Below are 15776 nucleotides of genomic sequence, written 5' to 3'. Positions count from 1 at the left end.
GGCCCGCGCCCTGGCCGAGATCGACCTGGCCTGCGCCTTTGCCGATCTGGCCTCGGGCGAGGGCTGGGTCCGGCCGCGCGTGGACGACAGCCGCGCCTTCGTCATCGAAGGCGGCCGTCATCCGGTCGTGGAACGCGCGCTGCGCCGCAAGGCGGAGAGCTTCGTCGCCAACGACTGCGACCTGACCACCGGGGCCACGCCCGCGATCTGGCTGCTGACCGGGCCGAACATGGCGGGCAAGTCGACCTTCCTGCGGCAGAATGCGCTGATCGCGGTGCTGGCGCAGGCTGGGGCCTTCGTTCCGGCGCGCGCGGCGCATATCGGGCTGGTCAGCCAGCTGTTTTCCCGCGTGGGGGCCGCCGACGACCTGGCGCGGGGGCGCTCGACCTTCATGGTCGAGATGGTGGAAACGGCCGCGATCCTCAATCAGGCCGATGACCGCGCGCTGGTGATCCTGGACGAGATCGGGCGCGGCACCTCGACCTGGGACGGGCTGTCGATTGCCTGGGCGGTGATGGAGCATCTGCATGCCGCCAACCGCTGCCGCGCGCTGTTCGCCACGCATTACCATGAGATGACCGCGCTGTCCGCGAAGCTGGAGGGCGTCGAGAACGCCACGGTCACCGTGCGCGAATGGCAGGGCGAGGTGATCTTCCTGCACGAGGTCAGGAAGGGCGCGGCCGACCGCAGCTATGGCGTGCAGGTCGCGCGTCTGGCGGGCCTGCCCGCCTCCGTCGTGGAACGCGCCCGCACCGTCCTGACCGCGCTGGAAAGCGGAGAGCGTCAGGCGGCCCGCCCCGTGGCGCTGATCGACGACCTGCCGCTGTTCCGCGCCGCCCCGCCGCCCGCGCCCAAGGCCCGGCCGCTGGAAGACCGCCTGAAGGCGGTGCATCCCGACGCCCTGTCCCCGCGCGAGGCGCTGGACCTGATCTATGAGTTGAAAGCCCTGTCCGAGGAGACGCGCCCATGAGCTACAACACCTTCGGCCGCGAGTTCCGCTTTACCACCTGGGGCGAAAGCCACGGCCCCGCCCTGGGCGCGACGGTGGACGGCGTGCCGCCCGGCGTGCCCCTGACGGAAGACTATATCCAGCGCTTCATGGACCGCCGCCGCCCCGGGACGTCGAAACACACCACGCAGCGGCGCGAACCCGACCAGGTCCGCATCCTGTCCGGCGTCTTCGAGGGCGTCACCACCGGCACCGCGATCCAGCTGATGATCGAGAACACCGACCAGCGGTCCAAGGATTACGGCGACATCGCGACCAGCTTTCGCCCGGGGCATGCCGACATTACCTATCACCTGAAATACGCGGTGCGCGATTATCGCGGCGGGGGCCGGTCTTCGGCGCGCGAGACCGCGGCGCGGGTTGCGGCCGGAGCGGTCGCGCAGGCGGTTCTGGGCGCGTTGGTGCCCGATCTGAAGATCACAGGCTATATGGTGCAGATGGGGGCGATGCATCTGGACCGTGACCGGCTGGACCTGGGCGCGGTGAATGACAATCCGTTCTTCCTGCCCGATGCGGGCGCGGTTCAGGCTTGGTCCGATTACTTGGACGGCATCCGCAAGGATCAGAACAGCGTCGGCGCGGCCATCGAGGTCTGCGTTCAGGGCTGCCCCGCCGGCCTCGGCGCGCCGGTCTATGCGAAGCTGGACACCGATCTGGCCGCCGCGATGATGTCGATCAACGCGGTGAAGGCGGTCGAGATCGGCGAGGGAATGGCTTCGGCCGCGCTGACCGGAGTGGCGAACGCGGACGAGATCCGCATGGGGCCGGACGGGCCGGAATTCCTGTCGAACCATGCAGGCGGGATTCTGGGCGGGATTTCCACGGGTCAGGACATCGTCGTGCGCTTCGCGATCAAGCCGACCAGCTCGATCACCACGCCGCGCCGCTCGATCAATGCGCGCGGAGAGGAGATCGACGTGATCACCAAGGGCCGCCACGACCCTTGCGTGGGCATCCGTGCCGTGCCGGTGGCCGAGGCGATGGCCGCCTGCGTCATCCTGGACCACCTGCTGATGGACCGGGCGCAGACAGGCGGGGTTCGCGGTCAGATCGGCTGATCGGCCAAAAACGCGTCCACTTCGGCGCGGGTGGGGATGGCATCGCCCGCCCCCGCCCGCGTCACCTTGAGCGCCGCCGCCCCTGAGGCCAGCCGCAGGGCGGCGGCGACATCCGCCCCGCCGTCCAGCGCCGCCGCGAAATAGCCCGCGAAGGTGTCGCCCGCGCCGGTCGTGTCCACAGGCGTCACGCGGAACGAGGGCTGCTCATGCACTTGGCCCGTGGTCAGGTCGCGATATTCGGCTCCGTCGCCGCCGCGGGTGATCAGCAGGCCCTGCACCGGCAGGTCGCCGGAGACGCCCGCGAACAGCTGCTCCGCCTCTCCGGCGTTCATCGCCAGGATCGACACATGGGGCAGGACCGCGCGCACCGCGTCCAGATCGAAGGGGGCGGCGGAATAGATCACGCGCGCGCCCTGCGCCTGCGCCGCGCGGGCGGCGGCGACCTGGCCGTTCGTCTCGTTCTGGATCAGCAGCGTATCAGCGGGGGTCAGGGCGGAGAGGGCCTGCGTCAGGGCATTCTCGTCGATGGCACGGTTCGCGCCGGGGTGGATGACGATGGCGTTTTCCGCATCGGCATCCAGCAGGATGATCGCGTGGCCCGTCGCCTGATCCGCAAGCCGGGCGACATGGCCCATGTCCACGCCCGCCTGCGCCAGCCGGTCCCGCACCCAGTCATCGCCCGTGCCCATCGCGCCCAGGTGATGCGTGATTGCGCCCGCGCGCACCGCGGCGACCGACTGATTCGCGCCCTTGCCGCCCAAACCCTGCGCATAGCCGCGCGAGGCCAACGTCTCTCCGGGCTTGGGCAGGCTCTCCAGCCGATAGACATGGTCGATGTTGATCGAGCCCAGGTTCCAGATTGCCATGCACGCCTCCGCCGTTTGGCGGCCATGTGACCGGGCGGGCCGGGCCTTGTCCAGATGTGAAAAGACGCGCCCGTTGCGGGGCGCGTCCTGTCATGTCGACCTGTCGTGCAGGATCAGGCGGGCAGCTTGCCCTTGTGGGGCGCCCACAGCCGCTTGTTCACGACATAGAGCAGCGCGCTGAGCAGCACTAGGAACAGTACCGCGACCAGCCCCACGGACTTGCGGTCCATCATCTTGGGCTCGGCGGTCCACATCAGGAAGGCCGCGATGTCCATCGCCATCTGGTCGACGGTCGCCTCGGTGCCGTCCTCGTAGGTGACCTGACCGTCGGACAGCGGAGCCGCCATGCTGATCCAGCCGCCGGGGAAGGCGGTGTTGCCGTGCAGCAGCGTGCCGGCCTGTTCCTGGTCCTCGCCGGTATAGCTGGTCAGCAGGGCGTGGATGTATTCCGGACCGCCCATGCCGTTGACCAGCTGGCTGAGGCCGGTGCCGAAGGGGCCGTGAAAGCCCGCGCGGGCCTTGGCCATCAGCGACAGGTCCGGGCCCATGCCGTCACCCGAGGTTGCCGGGAAGTGATCGGTGATGGTGCGCGGACGCTCCTCTCCGATCGCGTCGTCGAAAACCGGCAGCAGTTCGGCCGCATAGGCGCGAACCTGATCCTCGGGCAGGCCGGGGCCGCCTTCATCCGCCAGGGTGCGGATGGCGACGTATTTCAGGCCGTGGCAGGCCGAGCAGACCTCGGTATAGACCTGCAACCCGCGCTGCAGCTGGAACTGGTCGTATGCGCCGAACGGACCCTCGTGTGGGAAGGCAACATCCTCGATGTGCCCGCCTTCGCCTGCGGCCATCGCCGGTCCGGACAGGCCAAAGGCCGTGACGGCGGCGATCGCTAGTGCTTTCAGCATGATCCTTGGTCCTCTCATTCGGCCGGCTGCGTCAGGCTGGTTCCACCAACCTTGGGCGCGTAGTGTTCGTTGAAGTCTTCCTCGATCGTGGCGGGCATGGGCTCCGGCTTCTCGATCACGCCCAGCAGCGGCAGGATTACCAGGAAGTAGCCGAACCAGTAGGCCGCGGCAGCCAGCGCGATGTAGGGATAGGGCCCCTCGGTGGGCATGGCACCGACCCAGGTCAGGACGACGAAGTCGACCGCCAGCAGCCAGAACCACCACTTGAACTGCGGACGATAGCGGCCCGAGCGCACGCGGCTGGTGTCCAGCCAGGGCGCCAGGCCCATCACCACGATGGCGCCGAACATCGCCAGCACGCCGAAGAACTTGGCGTCGACGATGCCGAAGGTCACGAACTGGACCAGCTGGACCAGCCACACCTCGGCGTCGAAGGCGCGCAGGATCGCGTAGAAGGGCAGGAAGTACCATTCGGGCACGATATGCGCGGGCGTGGCCAGCGCGTTGGCCTCGATGTAGTTGTCCGGGTGGCCCAGGTAGTTGGGCATGAAGCCCACGATCGCGAAGAACACGGCCAAAATGACGGCCAGCGCGAACAGGTCCTTGATGACGAAGTAGGGCCAGAAGGGCAGGGTGTCCTTGGCGGCCTCCTCCTTGCTGGTGCGACGCACCTCGATGCCGGTCGGGTTGTTGTTGCCCGTGGTGTGGAAGGCCCACACGTGGACGATGACCAGGCCCGCGATGATGAAGGGCAGCAGGTAGTGCAGCGAGAAGAAGCGGTTCAGCGTCGCGTTGCCGACCGCGGGTCCGCCCAGCAGCCAGGTCTGCAGCGTTTCACCCACGCCCGGAATGGCGCCGAACAGGCCGGTGATCACGGTCGCGCCCCAGAAGGACATCTGACCCCAGGGCAGCACGTAGCCCATGAAGGCGGTGGCCATCATCAGCAGGTAGATCAGCATGCCGATGATCCAGGTGACCTCGCGCGGGGCCTTGTAGCTGCCGTAGTAGAGGCCGCGGAAGATGTGCAGGTACACGGCCACGAAGAACAGCGACGCGCCGTTCATGTGGATGTAGCGCAGCATGTAGCCGCCGTTGACGTTGCGCATGATGTGCTCGACGCTGGCGAAGGCCATGTCGACATGCGGGGTATAGTGCATCACCAGGACGATGCCCGTGACGATCTGCAGCACCAGGCAGAAGACCAGCACGATCCCCCAGATCCACATCCAGTTCAGGTTCTTGGGCGTGGGGATCATCAGCGTGTCGTAAAGCACGCCGGCGACGGGCAGGCGGCGGTGAAGCCAGCGTTCGAAGCCCGACTTGGGCTCGTAATGGTCGTGCGGAATTCCGGCCATGATAACCCTCCTTAACCCAGCTGAATGGTGGTGTCGTTCACGAACGACGCCAGCGGAATATGCATGTTCTGCGGCGCGGGCCCGCGACGGATGCGGCCTGCGGTGTCGTAATGGCTGCCGTGGCAGGGGCAGAACCAGCCGCCGAAATCGCCCGCGCCGTCACCGATGGGCACGCAGCCCAGATGGGTGCAGACGCCGATCTGGACCAGCCATTCGCCGGTCTCGTCCAGCGCGCGGTTCGCGTCGGTGGCGGGCGATCCGTCGGCCAGGTTGGGGTTCTGGGCGTTCTGGTCGGGCAGCTCGCTCAGCTCGACCGCACGTCCGGCCTCGATCTCCTCGGGGGTCCGGCGGCGGATGAACACGGGCTTGCCCAGGAACAGCACGGTGATCTGCGACCCGGCGGCGACGCCGCTGACATCGACCTGGATCGAGGCCAGCGCTTGCACGTCGGCCGAGGGGTTCATCTGATTCACAAGGGTCCAGGCGGCGGCACCGGCGGCCACCGTGCCTGCGCCCGCCGTGGCATAATAGAGGAAATCCCTCCGGGTGCCTACGTGGTCATCTGCGTGGGACACGGGTCATACTCCAATTCGGGCCGTCAATGCAGGCCGATACGACATTCCGGGCCGCGTCCGAAACGCAGCCTTCGCGGGGCGGTTCTAGCCCTCAATTCCTCGTCAGTCCAGATGATAAGCCGTCGCGGCCCGTTGCAATTCGACGCATTGGGCACAAATGCTGCACCCCCCGCGGGGATCAGAGCAGGCCCTCGGACCGGAACGACAGCTCGCGCGACTTGCCAATGATCAGGTGGTCGTGGATGGTGATTCCCATGCTTTCCGCGGCCTGCCCGATGCGTGCCGTCATGGCGATGTCGCTGTCCGAGGGCGTCGGATCGCCCGAGGGATGGTTGTGGACCAGGATCAGCGCCGAGGCGTTCAACTCCAGCGCGCGGCGGATGATCTCGCGCGGATAGACGGGGACGTGGTCCACCGTGCCGCGCGACTGCTCCTCGTCCGCGATCAGGACGTTCTTGCGGTCCAGGTACAGCACGCGGAACTGCTCGATCTCGCGATGCGCCATCGCGGTGTGGCAATAATCCAGCAGCGACTGCCAGCTGGACAGGACCGGGCGGTGCATGATGCGGGCGCGGGCCATGCGCTGCGCCGCGGCCTCGACGATCTTCAGTTCGGTTACGACCGCGGGTCCGACACCGTCGACCGCTTGCAGCCGGGCGGGCGGCGCGGTGACCACGCGATTGAAATCGCCGAAGGTCTCGATCAGGCGGCGGGCCAGCGGTTTGACGTCCTGGCGCGGGATGGCGCGGAACAGCACCAGCTCCAAAAGCTCGTAATCGGGCATCGCGGTCGCGCCGCCCTGCAGGAACCGTTCGCGCAGCCTTGCCCGGTGATCGGCCAGATAGGAGGGTGCGGCCTTGGTGGCCGGCACCACGTCATCCGCGGCGGGGCTGAACAGGGGCAGGGGCATTTCGCCAAAGGAACGATTCGGGTCCATGTGTGGAACATGAACCCGAATCGGTAAAGGAACGGTTAACCCTTAACGGGTCATCCCTTCCCAGAACCCCTTCACCTTGTCGAAGAAGCTGTCCGATTGCGGGCTGTTGTCGGCCTTCTCGGCCTCGAACTCTCGCAGCAGCTCCCGCTGGCGGGGCGTCAGGTTGACCGGCGTCTCGACGGTCAGCTCGATCAGCATGTCGCCGAAATCGCCCTGCGCGCCGGGGCCGTGGCGCAGGGGCGGCATGCCCTTGCCGCGCAGGCGCATCTGCCGGCCCGTCTGGCTGCCGGCGGCGACCTTGACGCGGGCGCGCCCGCCGTCGATGGTCGGCACCTCGACCTCGCCGCCCAGGGCGGCGGTGGCCATGCTGACCGGCACCTGGCAGGCCAGCGTCTTGCCGTCGCGCAGGAAGATGGCGTGGTCCTGTACCTCGATGAAGATGTACAGATCCCCGGCCGGACCGCCACGCAGCCCTGCCTCGCCCTCTCCGGCCAGCCGGATGCGGGTGCCGGTCTCGACACCGGCGGGAATGTTCACCGACAGCGCGCGGTCGCGTTCCATCCGGCCCGCACCGTGGCAGGCCTTGCACGGGTTCTTGACGATCTGGCCCGCGCCGCCGCAGGTCGGGCAGGTGCGCTCGACGGTGAAGAAGCCCTGCTGGGCGCGGACCTTGCCCATGCCTGCGCAGGTCGGACAGGCGGCGGGCTGGGATGCGCCCTCGGCCCCGGTCCCGTCGCATTCGCCGCAGGCGACCGAGCCGCGCACGGTGATCGGCTTTTGCACGCCGACATAGGCGTCCTCAAGGCTGACGCGCAGGTTGTAGCGCAGGTCCTGCCCGCGCTGCGCCCGGGCACGCCCGCCACCGCCGCCGCCGCGACGGCCCATCATGTCGCCGAACAGATCCTCGAACACGTCGGCGAACGCCGCGCCGAAATCGCCCGGATGCTGGCCGCGGCCACCGCCACCGCCGCCCATGCCACCCTCGAAGGCGGCATGGCCGAAGCGGTCATAGGCGGCCTTCTTGGTATCGTCCTTCAGGCAGTCATAGGCCTCGTTCGCTTCCTTGAAGCGGGCCTCGGCTGTCGCATCGTCCTGGTTGCGGTCGGGATGCAGCTCTTTGGCCTTGGTGCGGTAGGCCTTCTTGATCTCGTCGGTCGAGGCCCCGCGCGTGACCCCGAGCACTTCGTAGTAACAACGCTTGCTCATGTGTCGTCCTGTTCAGCTGTCCCCATGAAACAGGCCGGCCCGCGGGAAAGGCGGGCCGGCCCGGTCAGGGGATGCGGCCCCGATCAGCCGCGCTTCTTGTCGTCGCCCAGATCTTCGAAATCGGCGTCCACGATGTCGTCGTCGACATCACGCGGGGCGTCGCGGTCCGACGGATCGGAGTCCTCGGCGCTCTGCTGGTTCTTGTAGATCGCCTCGCCCAGGCGCATGGACGCGTCCATGACGTTCTGGATGCCCGACCGGATCTTGCCCGGGTCCTCGGACTTCAGCGATTCCTCCAGCGCGCCGATGGCCAGCTCGATCGCCTCGACGGTCGAGGCGTCGACCTTGTCGCCATGCTCGGACAGCGACTTGTTGGTCGAGTGGATCAGGCTTTCAGCCTGGTTCTTGGCCTCGACCAGCTCGCGGCGGGTCTTGTCGGATTCGGCGTTCGCCTCGGCATCCTTGACCATCCGCTCGATGTCCTCGTCGGACAGACCGCCCGAGGCCGCGATGGTGATGGTCTGCTCTTTGCCGGTGCCCTTGTCCTTGGCGGCCACCGACACGATGCCGTTGGCGTCGATGTCGAAGGTCACCTCGATCTGCGGCATGCCGCGCGGCGCAGGCGGGATGTGCTCCAGGTTGAACTGGCCCAGCATCTTGTTGTCCGCGGCCATCTCGCGCTCGCCCTGGAACACGCGGATCGTCACGGCGCCCTGGTTGTCCTCGGCGGTCGAGAAGATCTGGCTCTTCTTGGTCGGGATGGTCGTGTTGCGGTCGATCAGGCGGGTGAACACGCCACCCAGCGTCTCGATGCCCAGCGACAGCGGCGTCACGTCCAGCAGCACGACGTCCTTGACGTCACCCTGCAGCACGCCGGCCTGGATGGCGGCGCCAAGGGCCACGACCTCGTCGGGGTTCACGCCCTTGTGGGGCTCCTTGCCGAAGAACTCGGTGACCTCGGCCACGACCTTGGGCATGCGGGTCATGCCGCCGACCAGGACGACCTCGTCGATGTCGCCCTTGGAGCAGCCGGCATCCTTCAGCGCGTCCTGGACGGGCTTCATGGTGCGCTTGATCAGGTCAGCGACCAGGCTTTCCAGCTTGGAGCGGGTCAGCTTGACAACCAGGTGCAGCGGGGTGCCGCTGTTCTTGTCCATCGAGATGAACGGCTGGTTGATCTCGGTCTGGCTGGAGGAGGACAGCTCGATCTTGGCCTTTTCCGCGGCTTCCTTCAGGCGCTGCAGGGCCATCTTGTCCTTGGACAGATCGACGCCGTGTTCCTTTTTGAACTCGTCGGCCAGATAGTTCACGATCCGCATGTCGAAGTCTTCGCCACCCAGGAAGGTGTCGCCGTTCGTGGACTTCACCTCGAACAGGCCGTCGTCGATCTCCAGGATGGTGATGTCGAAGGTACCGCCGCCGAGGTCATAGACCGCGATCGTCTTGGTTTCCTTCTTGTCCAGACCATAGGCCAGCGCGGCCGCGGTCGGCTCGTTGATGATGCGCAGCACTTCCAGGCCGGCGATCTTGCCGGCGTCCTTGGTGGCCTGGCGCTGGGCGTCGTTGAAATAGGCCGGAACGGTGATCACGGCCTGGGTCACGGTCTCGCCCAGATAGGATTCGGCGGTCTCCTTCATCTTCTGAAGGATCATCGCGCTGACCTGCGCGGGGGAGTACTTCTCACCCTGCACCTCGACCCAGGCGTCACCGTTGCCACCATCCGCGATGGTGTAGGGGACCATCTTGCGGTCCTTCTCGACGGCCTCGTCGCCCATGCGGCGCCCGATCAGGCGTTTCACGGCAAAGACGGTGTTGGTCGGGTTGGTCACGGCCTGGCGCTTGGCGGGCTGGCCGACCAGGCGTTCACCGTCCTTGAAACCCACGATCGAAGGCGTGGTGCGCGCGCCTTCGCTGTTCTCGATGACCTTCGGCTGGCTGCCGTCCATGATGGCGACGCAGCTGTTGGTGGTGCCGAGGTCGATGCCGATGACTTTTGACATATGTGTTTAACCTTCTCTTGCGGCGATATCTTGGACTGCGGGTCCGTTGCGGCCCCCGAGGCCCGATCCCTTGACGAACGGGCCGGAACCTCCGGACCGCTTCGGGGGTGTATATAGGGATGCAATTCAGCCCCGCAAGCACTGCCGCAGCGCAAAATCGGTGGTTTGGGCCCGCGAAACCGGGGTCATGACGCTACTGCGCGGCGCTCCAGCTGATGGATTCGTACTTGCGGGTCGTGAAGTTGATCAGCAGCCCCACCATCAGCGCCGCGATCGCGAACCACAGGGGGTAGAACAGCATCGTGCGATGGGGCGAATAGTTGATGAACAGGAAGCCGCGTTCCTGGTCGATCAGGTGGAACAGCGGGTTCCAAGCGAACCACGGCAGGATGAAGCTGGGGATCATGTTGGCGACGAAGAACTTGCCCGACGCAAACATGTTCACGCGCTGATAGACCATCGTCAGCACCTTGCAGGCCTGCGGGGACCAGGGGCGGATGCCCAGGAAGATCAGCCCGATCGCGCAGCCGGTGAACCAGGACACCACGAACAGCGACCCGGCGCCGACAGGGTCCTCGATCGTGATCGGCTGGAAGACCATGTGGTAGACCGACAGGATCACCAGGCAGCTGATCGTCTGGCGGTACAGCACCGCCAGCGCCGCCCCCGAGATCAGCACCGCCGCGTTCAGGGGTTCGTGCTTGATGATGCCCGACGACACCGAATGGCTGCCCGCGACCGCGCCCACGGCCTGCACGTGCAGCATGAAGATGAAGATCCCCGACATGATGTAGAGCAGGAAATCCCCGCGGATCTGCGACCCGCCGATGCCGATCAGCGTGTACATGCCCAGAAACACCACGACGAAGACGACGCTTTGCATCATGGTCATGACCAGGCCCAGCACCGCGTTGCGGTGTTCGGTGCGCAGGTTGTACACCGTCTGGTGATAGATCAGCGCGAAGGTGGTGAAGGCGGCCTGGAACAGGTTCCGGTTCTGGCGCTGCTTGAACAAGGGCGGTGCTCCGTCACTGGCGGCCCGGCGCTTGCCGATGGACCCGCCGCACATCATAAGAGGCGCAGCACCCCCGCACAATCGGGCAGCGGCCGCAGGCCTCTGGCAGGGAAAGGAAAGTGAATGCAATTCGACCGACTGATCACCGAAATGCGGCGCCTGGCCCTGCAGGCCGGCGACCGGATCATGCAGATCTACGAGGCCGACGATTTCGATGTCCGCGCCAAGTCCGATGATTCGCCCGTCACCGCCGCGGACGAGGCCGCCGATGCGCTGATCTCGGCCGGGCTGCGCGAGGCGTTCCCGGACACGCCCCTGGTGACCGAGGAGCAGGCCGACACCCACGGCCAGAGCCTGCGCACCTTCCTGATCGTGGACCCGCTGGACGGGACCAAGGAGTTCGTCCAGCGCCGCGGCGATTTCACCGTCAACATCGCCTATGTCCAGGACGGCGTGCCGGTGCGCGGCATCGTCTACGCCCCCGCCAAGGGGCGGCTGTTCTACACCACCGCCGACGGGCGGTCCGTCGAGGAGACGGGCCCCTTCGGGGACGCGCCCGGAGAGACCCGCCCGATCGGCGTGAACCCGATGCCCGACAACCGCGGCCTGATGGTCGTCGCCTCCAAGTCGCATCGCGACGCGGCGACCGACGCCTATATCGACCGCTACGGCGTGCGCGACATGACCAGCGCGGGCAGCTCGCTGAAGTTCTGCCTGGTCGCCACGGGCGAGGCTGACCTGTATCCGCGCCTGGGCCGGACGATGGAATGGGACACCGCCGCGGGCGACGCCGTCCTGCGCGGCGCCGGCGGAGAGGTCGTGCGGTTCGACGACCACAGCCCCCTGGCCTATGGCAAGCCGGGGTTCGAGAACCCGTTCTTCATCGCCTATGCGCCGGGCGTCCTGCTGGTGAAGGAGTGACCATGTCGGTCGTCATCGTCATTCCCGCCCGTTTCGCCTCGACCCGCTATCCGGGCAAGCCGCTGGTCGAACTGCGCGGCGCGGGGGGGCAGGCGCGCAGCCTGATCCGGCGCAGCTGGGACGCGGCCGTCGGCGTGCGCGGGATCGACCGCGTTATCGTGGCCACCGACGACGACCGCATCCGCGACCACGCCCTGGCCTTTGGCGCGGAGGTGGCGATGACCAGCCCCGACTGCCGCAACGGCACCGAGCGCTGCGCCGAGGCGGTGGCGACCCTGGGCCTGACCCCCGAGATCGTGGTGAACCTGCAGGGCGACGCGCCGCTGACGCCTGCCTGGTTCGTTGAGGATCTGGTCGCCGGCCTGCGCGCCGATCCCGACGCGCAGGTGGCGACGCCTGTCCTGCGCTGCACCGGGGCGATGCGGGCCGACCTGATCGCCGACCGCCATGCGGGGCGCGTGGGCGGGACGACGGCGGTTTTCGGCCATGAGGGCCGTGCGCTGTACTTTTCCAAGGAGGTCATCCCCTTTGTTCCGGGTGACGTGGCCCCCGACGCGCCAAGCCCGGTCTTTCATCACGTGGGCGTCTATGCCTATCACCCGACGGCGCTGGCCGAATACGCCACCTGGCCCGAAGGCGCCCTGGAACGGTTGGAGGGACTGGAACAGCTGCGTTTTCTGGAACGCGGCCGCCATGTGCGCTGCGTCGAGGTCGAGGCACGCGGTCGGCAATTCTGGGAACTAAACAACCCTCAGGATGTTCCGCGTCTGGAGCAGATGATGCAGGACATGGCGATGATGTGATCGCCTGCCCCGCAGCGTTTGATCTTTGTGAATTTGCAGCGAATTCTCGACATTTGCTTGGCGACAAGCTGCCGAGAGCCTAACCTGCCCATTGAAGTCAATGTCGCTGCTGCACTAGGCATCGACGCCATTGCGGCGGGGACTGGTCCCGCCGAGCCATACAAAAGGTATCCGTCATGGGTCGCAAGGTTACAAAAGCCATCTTTCCGGTCGCCGGACTGGGAACACGATTCCTGCCCACCACCAAGAGCATCCCCAAGGAAATGCTGTCGCTGGTCGACAAGCCGCTGATTCAATACGCCATCGACGAGGCGCGCGCGGCAGGCATCAAGGAATTCATCTTCGTGACCTCGCGCGGCAAGGGCTCGCTTGAGGATTACTTCGACCACGCGCACGAGCTGGAATCCAGCCTGAAGAAGGCCGGCAAGACCGAGCTGCTGGAGATTCTGCGTGCGACGAACATGGATTCGGGCGCCATCGCCTATATCCGCCAGCACAAGGCCTTGGGCCTGGGCCATGCGGTCTGGTGCGCACGTCGCCTGCTGTCGGATGACGAGCCCTTTGCGGTCGTGCTGACCGACGACGTCATCCAGGGCGAGCCCCCCTGCCTGCAGCAGATGATCGAGGCTTATGGCGAGACCGGCGGCAGCATGGTCGCCACGATGGAGGTCGCGCCCGAAAAGGCCAAGGCCTATGGCGTTCTGGACGTGGCCGAGGACATGGGCGCGATCGTGCGCGCCAAGGGCATGGTCGAAAAGCCCGCCACCGGCACACAGCCGTCGAACCTGGCGGTGATCGGCCGCTATATCCTGGCGCCGACGGTCATGAAGAACCTCAACAAGCTGAAGCAGGGCGCCGGTGGCGAGATCCAGCTGACCGACGCCATCGCCGAGGAGATCCAGGCGGGCCGCGACGTGTTCGGCCTGCGCTTCCGCGGCCAGCGTTTCGATTGTGGTTCCAAGGCAGGCTTCCTGCAGGCGACCGTGGCCTTTGGCCTGGAGCGCGACGAGCTGAAGGACGAGTTCGCCGAGTACCTGCACGAGGTGATGTCCATGCGCCGTGCGGCCGAATAATCCATGTCGGATACGGTTCTGGTGACGGGCGGCGCGGGCTATATCGGCTCGCACGCCTGCAAGGCACTGGCGGCGGCGGGGTTCACCCCCGTCACGCTGGACAATTTCTCCACAGGCTGGCGCGATGCGGTCAAGTTCGGTCCGGTGGTCGAGGCCGACCTGATGGACCGTGCCGCCCTTGACGCGGCCTTCGCCGAACATCGGCCCGTGGCAGTGCTGCATTTCGCGGCCCTGTCCCAGGTCGGAGAGGCGATGGCCGAACCCGGCCTCTACTGGCGCAACAACGTCGCGGGATCGTTGAACCTGATCGAGGCCGCGGTGGCCGCGGGTTGTCTGGATTTCGTATTCAGCTCGACCTGCGCGACCTATGGTGACCGCGACGGCGAGATTCTGGACGAGGACACCCCGCAGGCGCCGCTCAATGCCTATGGCGCCTCCAAGCGCGCGATCGAGGACATGCTGACGGATTTCGGCGCGGCCCATGGCCTGCGCGCGGTGATCTTCCGGTATTTCAACGTCGCGGGTGCCGATCCCGACGGGCAGGTCGGTGAATTCCACCGCCCCGAAACGCATCTGATCCCGCTGATCCTGGATGCGGTCGATGGCAAGCGCGCGGCGCTGACCATCCACGGCACTGACTATCCCACCGCCGATGGCACCTGCATCCGCGACTATGTTCATGTGATGGATCTGGTCGACGCGCATGTGAAGGGTCTGGAATGGCTGCGGGCGGGACGCGAAAGCCGGGTGTTCTGCCTGGGCACCGGCGACGGATTCTCGGTCCGCGAGGTGGTGGACGCGACGCGCTCGATCACCAACCGCGAGGTGCCGATGCTGGACGGCCCGCGCCGGGGCGGCGACGCGGTCAAGCTGGTCTGTGGCAGCACGCGTGCCAAGGCCGAACTGGGCTGGTCGCCCGACCGATCGACCATGCCCCAGATGATCGCGGATGCCTGGCGCTGGCATCAGACGGGCGATTACAGGCAGTGACACCGCGCGGGGCGTGGCAGGCCTATCGCCTGCGCTGGAAGCGCCGCGAACTGATCTGGCGCGCCCTCAGGGCGCGCCATCTGCTGCAGCCGGTCGCCGACCGTACCGCCGCCATCCGCCCCGCCGACATTCTGGCCGTGACCACCCTGCGCAACGAGATCGCGCACCTGCCGGGGTTTCTGGACCATTATCGCCGCTTGGGCGTCGCGCATTTCCTGATCATCGACAATGCCGGCACGGACGGGTCGGACCGGTTTCTGGCCGCCCAGCCCGACGTGTCGCTGTGGCGCTGCGACGCCAGCTATCGCGAAGCGCGGTTCGGGCTGGATTGGGCCGGCGCGCTGCTGTGGCGCTTCGGGCGGGGGCATTGGTGCGCGACCGTCGATGCCGATGAACTGCTGGTCTATCCCCATCACGATACCCGGCCGCTGCCCGATCTGACGGGCCATCTGGATCGGATCGGGCAGCCGGGGTTGGGGGCGGTGATGCTGGACCTGTATCCGTCGGGGCCTCTGGGCACCGCCGATGCGCCGCCGGAGGCGCCGCTGACACGGCGTCTGCCCTGGTTCGACGCGGGGCCGTGGCGGTCCAGCCGGGCGATGCCGCGCCAAAACCTGTGGTTGCAGGGCGGTGTCCGCGACCGGGTGTTCTTTGCCGATGCCCCGCGACGCGCGCCCACGATGAACAAGCTGCCGCTGATTCGCTGGACCGGGCGGGCCGTCTATGTGAACTCGACCCATTCGATCCTGCCGCCCCGGCTGAACCTGATCTATGACGGGCCGGGCGATGCACGGCTGTCGGGCGCGCTGCTGCACGGCAAGTTCCTGCCCGACATCGTCGCCAAGTCGCATGAGGAACTGGGTCGGCGCCAGCATTTTGCGGATCCGGATGCCTATGCCGCCTATCACCGCGCGGTGGCGGCCGGGCCGCGGCTGCACGGGCCAGAATCCGTGCGATTCACGGGGTGGCGGCAGCTTGTCGACCTTGGCCTGATGGGCATAGGCGACTGGCCGCGTTGACCAAAGCGCTGAATGGGCTTGCCAAAACGGGGTGTCCTGCACAT

General features: G+C 66.9%; 14 protein-coding genes and 1 pseudogene. 7 read left to right on the top strand and 8 right to left on the bottom strand.

Annotated features, from left to right (window positions below; genetic code table 11):
• Together TW83_RS10300 and aroC are read left to right on the top strand one after the other, a co-directional pair.
• Window positions 1–970: pseudogene (locus TW83_RS10300) on the top strand (DNA mismatch repair protein MutS); the annotation flags it as partial.
• A complete protein-coding gene (gene aroC / locus TW83_RS10295) occupies window positions 967–2067 on the top strand; it encodes a chorismate synthase (RefSeq protein WP_045982688.1) in 1101 nt (366 codons plus the stop codon). The pseudogene TW83_RS10300 and the gene aroC, both read left to right, overlap by 4 nt.
• Here the strand turns inward: aroC and TW83_RS10290 are convergent.
• The 8 genes from TW83_RS10290 to TW83_RS10255 form a co-directional block, all read right to left on the bottom strand.
• Window positions 2055–2933, bottom strand: a complete 879-nt coding sequence (locus tag TW83_RS10290) for a ribokinase (protein WP_045982687.1) — start codon at window positions 2931–2933, stop codon at window positions 2055–2057. The genes aroC and TW83_RS10290 overlap by 13 nt on opposite strands.
• A gap of 113 nt (window positions 2934–3046) precedes the next feature.
• Window positions 3047–3838 (bottom strand): cytochrome c1, encoded by a 792-nt coding sequence (locus TW83_RS10285; protein WP_045982686.1) that lies wholly within the window; start codon window positions 3836–3838, stop codon window positions 3047–3049.
• A gap of 14 nt (window positions 3839–3852) precedes the next feature.
• Window positions 3853–5193 carry a cytochrome b gene (gene petB, locus TW83_RS10280; RefSeq protein WP_045982685.1) on the bottom strand — a complete coding sequence of 447 codons (1341 nt, stop codon included), beginning with the start codon at window positions 5191–5193 and terminating at the stop codon, window positions 3853–3855.
• 11 nt (window positions 5194–5204) lie between these two features.
• On the bottom strand, window positions 5205–5768 hold the full coding sequence (petA, locus tag TW83_RS10275; protein WP_045982684.1) for a ubiquinol-cytochrome c reductase iron-sulfur subunit: 564 nt from the start codon (window positions 5766–5768) through the stop codon (window positions 5205–5207).
• A 178-nt stretch (window positions 5769–5946) separates the two neighbouring features.
• Entirely contained in the window at window positions 5947–6705 is a 759-nt protein-coding gene (gene radC, locus TW83_RS10270) for a DNA repair protein RadC (RefSeq protein ID WP_045982683.1), read from the bottom strand.
• Window positions 6706–6747: 42 nt separating this feature from the next.
• Window positions 6748–7911, bottom strand: a complete 1164-nt coding sequence (gene dnaJ, locus TW83_RS10265) for a molecular chaperone DnaJ (protein ID WP_045982682.1) — start codon at window positions 7909–7911, stop codon at window positions 6748–6750.
• A gap of 83 nt (window positions 7912–7994) precedes the next feature.
• Window positions 7995–9911 carry a molecular chaperone DnaK gene (gene dnaK, locus TW83_RS10260; RefSeq protein WP_045982681.1) on the bottom strand — a complete coding sequence of 639 codons (1917 nt, stop codon included), beginning with the start codon at window positions 9909–9911 and terminating at the stop codon, window positions 7995–7997.
• Between the two features lie 193 nt (window positions 9912–10104).
• Complete coding sequence (locus TW83_RS10255) at window positions 10105–10926, bottom strand: hypothetical protein (protein WP_045982680.1); 822 nt, start codon at window positions 10924–10926, stop codon at window positions 10105–10107.
• Window positions 10927–11049: 123 nt separating this feature from the next.
• Between TW83_RS10255 and cysQ the strand changes: the two genes are divergently transcribed.
• The 5 genes from cysQ to TW83_RS10230 all read left to right on the top strand — a co-directional run bounded on the left by cysQ (window position 11050) and on the right by TW83_RS10230 (window position 15732).
• On the top strand, window positions 11050–11847 hold the full coding sequence (gene cysQ / locus TW83_RS10250) for a 3'(2'),5'-bisphosphate nucleotidase CysQ (protein WP_045982679.1): 798 nt from the start codon (window positions 11050–11052) through the stop codon (window positions 11845–11847).
• Window positions 11848–11849: 2 nt separating this feature from the next.
• On the top strand, window positions 11850–12650 hold the full coding sequence (locus TW83_RS10245) for a manno-octulosonate cytidylyltransferase (RefSeq protein WP_045982678.1): 801 nt from the start codon (window positions 11850–11852) through the stop codon (window positions 12648–12650).
• A 176-nt stretch (window positions 12651–12826) separates the two neighbouring features.
• Complete coding sequence (locus TW83_RS10240; protein WP_045982677.1) at window positions 12827–13723, top strand: UTP--glucose-1-phosphate uridylyltransferase; 897 nt, start codon at window positions 12827–12829, stop codon at window positions 13721–13723.
• Window positions 13724–13726: 3 nt separating this feature from the next.
• Complete coding sequence (gene galE / locus TW83_RS10235; protein ID WP_045982676.1) at window positions 13727–14713, top strand: UDP-glucose 4-epimerase GalE; 987 nt, start codon at window positions 13727–13729, stop codon at window positions 14711–14713.
• A complete protein-coding gene (locus TW83_RS10230) occupies window positions 14710–15732 on the top strand; it encodes a glycosyltransferase family 2 protein (protein WP_045982675.1) in 1023 nt (340 codons plus the stop codon). Before galE ends, TW83_RS10230 begins: the two co-directional genes overlap by 4 nt.
• Window positions 15733–15776 lie beyond the last annotated feature (44 nt).

It is taken from the genome of Paracoccus sp. S4493 (genome assembly GCF_000967735.1).
In the GTDB taxonomy this organism is placed as follows: Bacteria; Pseudomonadota; Alphaproteobacteria; order Rhodobacterales; family Rhodobacteraceae; genus Paracoccus; species Paracoccus marcusii.
The sequence above is the reverse complement of the archived record's forward strand: the minus strand, read 5'-3'. Positions and strand labels throughout refer to the sequence as shown.